We start from the raw sequence: 6,287 nt of genomic DNA, 5'->3' as shown, positions 1-6,287 counted from the left end.
GTACGAGTCAGAAGGCACAAGGGATGAGGCAAGAGGCACGAGGGGGAAGGGAGCAGGGAAGAGGGAATAGGGAGCAGGAAGAAAGAAAGAGGTGTGGCGTACTCCGGTCCCCCTCCCGCTCGCGGGAGGGGTTAGGGGAGGGTCTTCGGAAGGAGAACACTTGCCAGTTCGCCCTCCCCCTGCCCCCTCCCGCGAGCGGGAGGGGGGACAAGAGTGCGCCCCCTTTCTCCCCCCTCCGCGACCTCCGCGTCCTCTGCGGTGAATCTCTTCTCTCCCGTGGCATGACTGCGGCCGCACCACGCCACCACAGTCTCAGACCGATACCTCTTTCCGGTCATACATCATCGAGTTGAAATCGATCTCTTCGACCTTCGCCCCGAGTTGCCGCAGGATGTTCATCGCCTGCGCGCGATGGTGGACCTCGTGCAGGGCGAGTTGCGTGAAAAGGTCGCCCGCGCTCGCGCGCACCTCCATCAGGCGCCCCGAGTCGTCCGTCACGCGGTACCGCACCGGAGCGTCCCAGTCGCGCACGCCGGCGAGGGTGGCACGCGTCGCCTTCGCCTGCTCGGTCCAGATCGACACCAGATCGGGGAACGCCGGGGGCGTCTCGTCGCGGATAGGCCACGCCGCGTAGGGCGGCACCTCGCGCCCCAGCAGGCGCTCGATGTAGTACCACTCCGAGATCATCGTGTGCGTGAGCACCTTCCCCAGCGTGCCCGGGCCGATGGGGAACTCTCGCCCGTACTGCTCCGGGGTCAGCGGCCTGGCCCATCCGAAGACGCGCGCCCGGGCAAGCGTGAGATAGTCGTAGGTTCTGAGGGCGTTCATCTGCCCATTCTACAGAACGAACAACGCACCCCCCGGTGGGAGGTGCGTTGAGTGGTCGTTCAGAGTGTCAGTCGGACCGTCGGGATCACTTGCTGGGCAGCGCGATGCGGCCCTTTTCCTGAATCTTCCAGGGCTTGCCATCGGGCGCGATCTTGGCGCCGCTGATGTACGCGACCGCGGTGGCGGCGACGAGGCAGGCGACTGCCACGAAGAGCAGGCCTGTGTAGACATTGATCGAGGCGGCTCGCTTGGTGCGGGCGCCGGGCATCTGCATGCCGAACTGACTCATGGGGGGCTCCTCAGAGAAAGGCGGCTTACTGCAGGACGCTGACGACCATGTCGCCGGTGCGGATGTCGCGCGAGGGGCGCCCGAGGAAGTCGACCACGCCGATGGCTTCCTGGATGTCCACGCGGGTGAGGCGGACCTTGCCCAGGAACTCGCTCCCGCCGCGGACCAGCGAGAGCTCCATGTTGGGGCGGAGCTGGTCGGACTGGCCGGCGTTGATCTGGACGAGGAGCTCGCCCGCCGGGCCGCGGGTGACGCTGGTGACGCGGGCGCGAACCGGGACGGCGGCGGCGAGCGCCCCGTCGGTCCCGGTGGGGGAGCCGGTGCGCCCGATGTTGGCGAGCTGGTTGCGGACCTCGACGAGCTGCTCCTGCAGGGCGCGGTTGTTCTCGAGGGCGACCTCGAGCTGGCCGGTCAGGTCGTTGACGCGATCGGCCAGCTGCGTCTCGTTGCGCGCGTAGCGGAGTTCGTTGGTTCGCAGCGAGGCGACCTCTTCGCGGTACGACGCGACGATGCGCGAGAGCGTGTCGCTGGTGGCGGCGAGCTGGTCGAGCTTGGAGCGGATCGACTGCTCGTCGGCCTGCGAGGAGCGGGCCTCGGTGAGCAGACGCGCGTTCTCCTGGCGGAGCTGCGACGCCTCGCTCAGCAGCGTGCTGGTGATCTTGCGCTCGTCGTCGAGGGAGCGCTGGATCGACGCGATGCTCTGCTGGGCAGAGCTGGACGCCTCGCCGGCGCGGGCCTCGGCCTGCTGCGAGCGGAGCACCTGCGCCTGGTAGTCGGCGCGGATCCGCTCCGCGTTCGCGGTGTAGGCGATCGTCAGGGCCGAGAGACCGACCGCCAGGACGGCGGCGAACACAGCGAGGATCTTCGTGAGGATGTGCACGGGAACTCGGCTCCTGCGGGCGATGACCGGGCCTTGGGCGGCGGCCCGGAGATTCAGATTGCTCGATCGGGGTGACGAACACCCGGGGCCGGGAAGAAACCCGGTGACCCGATGCGTCCGGTTCGGGGCGATCAATATAGCTCGGCGACGCGCGGTCGTCCGCCCTCACGCCGGGCGGCGCGTCGCGGCAACCCTCTACGACGAGGGGGCGCAGACGGTTGCCATCCGTGGCGGAACCTCAGAACCGCGTCGTCTCCGACAGACGCGGGGGCAGGTGATAGCGTGGGGGCGACCGATCCGTCAAGCGACGCGCCCGAAACACGACCGCTCAGGACGCTTCTCCGACGGATGACAGGCGTCTGTTCGCGCCCGCCCTCAGCGGATCCCGCTCGCGAGCCGGTCCGCCAGCGAGACCATCGCCGACGCCGCCGCCACCCTGACCATGGGGCTCTCGTCGCCCAGCATCAGCGCGTCGAGGATCTGCAGGTCCTCCACCACGCCCGCTTCGCCCAGCGCGATCGCGGCCTGTGAGCGCAGGGGAGGGGGGGGCGCCCCGATGTACTGGATCGCGACATACCGCCCGTCGCGATAGCCCATCTTCGCCAGGCCGATCGTCGCGGCAAGTCGCATCTCGGGGGGCATCAGGTGCGGCGACCCGGGCCCGGACACCCGGTCTTCGATGCGGTTCACCAGCTCCGCCACGCTCGCGCGATCGCGCAGCTCGCCCAGGATCTGGGCCGCCAGGATCGACGCTTCGACCTCTTCCGTGCTCGAGGGGTACAGCGCCGCACGCACCGGGTGGATCGCGTCCTTCCAGCCGAGTTTCACCAGCGCCTCGGCGACCTGCAGCCGGAACAGACGCTGCTCGCTGGGCAGGCCGATGTCGGGGTGCGAGCTGGAGAGGTCGCGCAGCATCGGGATCGCCGACGCGTCGCCGATCTCGCCCAGCAGGAACGCGGCCTGCGATCGCATGCGCAGGTCGCGACTGGCGAGCATGTTGGCCAGCAGCGTCGGGTCGGCGTTGCGCCCGCAGCGCCGCAGGGCGCAGATCGCCGCCGCGCGCACGATGGGCTCGGGGTCGTCGAGCAGCGGTTCGATGTTGTGGACCTGGGACACGAGGCGCATCCGCGAGGCGGACATCGCCGCCACGAAGCGCACGCCCATGTTCTCGTCGCGCAGCCCGCGCTCGATGGCGAGCTCGGCGCGCCCGGGGACCTTCTGCAGCGCCTCGATCGCGTTGGCGCGTGTCTGGGCGTCGTCGTTCTTTGAGAATTCTTCGAGGACGCCGATCGCGCGCTCGCGCAGCTGCGAGCGTGAGGTCTGCGCCGTGACATCGGCGTTGGTGCGAGGGGGCTGGAGGGCGCCGCCGCGCTGCTGGGCGAGGGCGCTCGACCCCGCCCCGAGGATCGTCGCCCCGGCCAGCAGCGCCGCGCCGCTGACGGCGCGCAGCGCGTGGGGGGTCAGCAGCGAGATCCAAAGAGTCTGGTCAGCCATAGCGGGTCGCTCCGGAGCGAGGTGAATCAGGGATGGGTGCGATCACTCATGCGTTCGTCGCCGCCCCCGGGTTCGCCCCGGACCCGGCGTCGTCCCGGTCGGGGCGCCCATTCTTTCTCGGCCAGACGCCCCACGCCGCGAGAGCGACGCCCGCGAACAGCGTCCCCCAGCCGACGACATCGCCGGTGCGCGCGTAGAGGGTCGTGCGCGTGCCGGGGACGATGCGCGCGTGAAGGATGACCTCGGCCTGCGCAAAGCCGAGAACGCTCGTCGGCCGATTGGATGGCTGTAGCACGCCCCGCACGCCCCGGAAGTACACGCGCCCTCGCTCGTCGATGAACCCCGATATCCCAGTATTCGCCGCGCGCACCACGGGAGTCGCCAGCTCCGCCGCCCGCCAGCGCGCGAGCAGGAAGTGCACCGTGCGTCCGCTCACCGAATCCCCGAACCAGCCGTCGTTGGTCGCGTTGATCAGGATGTCCGCGCGGCGCTCGCCCTTCTCGAACGCCAGCCGACGACACACGTGCGGCATGGTCGCCTCGAAACAGATCGGCGTCGCGATCCGCACGCCATCAACCTCGAAGCGATGGGGGTTGGTCCCCGCTTCCAGATCGAACGACATCCCCGGCGCGCCGAACGCCAGCAGTTGTCGCTCCAGCCAGTCCCAGCGCGAGATCAGCGGCATCACCTCGCCGAAGGGCGTCAGGTGCAGCTTGTCGTACCGCTCCTCGTGCACCCGTCCTTCGTTCACCAGAAAGACGCTGTTGAACGCCCCGTCGTGCCGGAGCCGCACATACCCCGGTTCCTCGTCCTCCACGATCCGCGCCGAGGACAGCGCCATCGCGCCGATCAGCATCGGGATGTTGAGCGAGGCCTGCGTTTCCACGAGCGCATCCCGCATCCCCTCGGCGAGCTGAAAGTACGGGACGCCCGAACCCCCCAGCGCCGCAACCGCTTCCGCGTTGAGCGCCGCGCCGGGGAACATCGTCTCGGGCCAGACAATGAGCGCCGTATCCGCACCCAAGCCCATCCGTGCGCCCTCGGCCGCGAACCGCGTGGCGTCCAGCGCATCGCGCAGCTGGCGCACGCGTTCCTCCGGTGCGCTCGACTGCTTGTTGCTTTGCGGCACGTTTGTCTGCACGACGGAGATCGCGAAGCCCTCTCCCGGGCCGATGTCGCGCAGTTCTGTCCTCGTCGCGCGCGCCGCGACGCCTACTCCCATCGCGGCCAGAGCGAGACCCGCGAGCACCCACTGCCCGCCTGTGATGCCGCGCCACCCGCCCGCGCTCCGCCCGGTCGTCGAAGCCGACCCAGACAGCAGCAGCCACGACATCGAGCCCCCCACGACGCACGCCAGCGTGTGCACGCCGTGCATGCCAATGAGCGACGCAAGCGTCGGCACGCCCGGGATGTCGAGGAGCGGCTGCGAGAGCGTGTACCAGGGATACCCGCTCAGGAAGAGCCGTCCACGGAAAAACTCCGCGGCCGCCAGGAGGAGCCCGGCGCTCACGCATGCCGCGAACATCGACCGTGCCCTTCGCGCGACGCGGACCGAGAGCCACATCGCGACGAAGAGAAACCCCGACATCACGAACAGCACGCCCACGTACCCCGGGGCGGTGATATGGATCAACCACGTCTGCAGCAGCGCGAACGCCGGGACTGTCGCGAGCGAGAAGCACAACGCGATGCTGCGCGCCGAAGCGCCGGGGCGCGTCGCGGCGTAGCAAAAGGCGACGATGCCAATGAAGGTATGAAAGGGTGTGGACGCCGCTCCGGTCTCAAAGCTCGCATACAACGCGAGGGCGTAGACGAGGCCCGCAGCCAACGCGCTTGCCCTCGGTCTCCCGGAGAGTTTGATCAGCGGCATGGTGGGCATGCGCGGGTCGGTCTCGTTCGGCTGGCTGCTCACGCCCCAGAGTGTAGAAGATCCGTACCCCAGCCCGTTCTCACCCCACCTCGCTGCCCGGCGACGCTTCCTCCACGCCACGCTCCGTGCGAACCAGGGGCAGCCCCCGGTCCGACAGGCCCATCAGCGTCCCGGTGAGGGGCTCGCGTGCCGCGCCCGTCGTGATGCGCACCGGCTGGTTCACGCCGAAGAGGAGCCCTCGCGCGCGCTGCACGGTCTCGAACCGCACCGAGTGCTCATGCGCCGCGTCGAGCAGCGCGTCGGCGAGCGCGTTTCGGAGCGCATTCAGGTTCACGGGCGCCCCCAGTTCCGCGAGGATTGTCGTCGCGCGATCGCGCAGGTCGTCAGGCAGGTCGCTCGTCGGGAAATTCGCGTTCACGCCCAGCCCAAGCAGCAGATAGGGGTGCTCCATGGCGCTGGTGGTCTCGGTCAGCAGGCCGGCGACCTTCTTCCCGTTGAGGTAGACATCGTTGGGCCACTTGAGCTGCGTGAGGGGCGAAGGGGCCGAGGGCCCGTCGCCGCTGCAGCCCATCGACGCCGCCAGGCGCACCAGCGCCAGCGAGAGCGTGTCGGTGATCGCGACGCCGGCGCGCAGGCCCAGCCCGTCGAGCACCCCGGGCAGCTCGCCGGGAGGCAGGGGGACGGCCACCGTCATCCACAGCCCGCCCCGGGGGCTGGACCACGCGCGCCCGAGACGCCCCACGCCCCCGGTCTGCTCCCTGGCGACGAACAGCGCCGGCTCGTCCACCTCGTGCCGGGCGATCGCGTCGCGCGCGTCGCGCATCGTCGATTCGGTCCTGTCGACCTCGATCACACGCATCGGGAACTCCGGTCGGTCTTTGTTTGGTGATGCCGACTCTTCCGCACGCCGATGAAACCGTCTCGGC

6 protein-coding genes are annotated in these 6,287 nt (G+C 69.6%); all 6 read right to left on the bottom strand.

All coding sequences use genetic code 11. The annotated features are described in order from the left end of the window. Nucleotides 1–312: 312 nt before the first annotated feature. The 6 genes from KF684_06725 to KF684_06700 all read right to left on the bottom strand — a co-directional run bounded on the left by KF684_06725 (nt 313) and on the right by KF684_06700 (nt 6,220). Nucleotides 313–828: a DinB family protein gene (locus tag KF684_06725; GenBank protein MBX3352611.1), complete on the bottom strand. Its 516-nt coding sequence runs from the start codon at nt 826–828 to the stop codon at nt 313–315. Between the two features lie 85 nt (nt 829–913). Then, nucleotides 914–1,117 carry a hypothetical protein gene (locus KF684_06720; GenBank protein MBX3352610.1) on the bottom strand — a complete coding sequence of 68 codons (204 nt, stop codon included), beginning with the start codon at nt 1,115–1,117 and terminating at the stop codon, nt 914–916. Between the two features lie 25 nt (nt 1,118–1,142). Next, nucleotides 1,143–1,997: a hypothetical protein gene (locus KF684_06715; protein ID MBX3352609.1), complete on the bottom strand. Its 855-nt coding sequence runs from the start codon at nt 1,995–1,997 to the stop codon at nt 1,143–1,145. 375 nt (nt 1,998–2,372) lie between these two features. Continuing rightward, nucleotides 2,373–3,491, bottom strand: a complete 1,119-nt coding sequence (locus KF684_06710) for a HEAT repeat domain-containing protein (GenBank protein MBX3352608.1) — start codon at nt 3,489–3,491, stop codon at nt 2,373–2,375. Between the two features lie 46 nt (nt 3,492–3,537). Beyond that, complete coding sequence (gene lnt, locus KF684_06705; GenBank protein MBX3352607.1) at nt 3,538–5,403, bottom strand: apolipoprotein N-acyltransferase; 1,866 nt, start codon at nt 5,401–5,403, stop codon at nt 3,538–3,540. 37 nt (nt 5,404–5,440) lie between these two features. Further along, the gene (locus tag KF684_06700) at nt 5,441–6,220 is read right to left on the bottom strand and encodes a biotin--[acetyl-CoA-carboxylase] ligase (protein MBX3352606.1); all 780 of its coding nucleotides are present in this window, start codon (nt 6,218–6,220) and stop codon (nt 5,441–5,443) included. Nucleotides 6,221–6,287: the final 67 nt, after the last annotated feature.

The organism is Phycisphaeraceae bacterium, from assembly GCA_019636675.1.
GTDB lineage: Bacteria > Planctomycetota > Phycisphaerae > Phycisphaerales > UBA1924 > JAHBXC01.
This window is presented reverse-complemented; position numbering and strand designations above follow the sequence as displayed.

Coding starts and splice junctions, on each gene's coding strand:
- KF684_06725 (MBX3352611.1), bottom strand. CDS start 828: ATGAACGCCCTCAGAACCTACGACTATCTCACGCTTGCCCGGGCGCGC.
- KF684_06720 (MBX3352610.1), bottom strand. CDS start 1,117: ATGAGTCAGTTCGGCATGCAGATGCCCGGCGCCCGCACCAAGCGAGCC.
- KF684_06710 (MBX3352608.1), bottom strand. CDS start 3,491: ATGGCTGACCAGACTCTTTGGATCTCGCTGCTGACCCCCCACGCGCTG.
- KF684_06700 (MBX3352606.1), bottom strand. CDS start 6,220: ATGCGTGTGATCGAGGTCGACAGGACCGAATCGACGATGCGCGACGCG.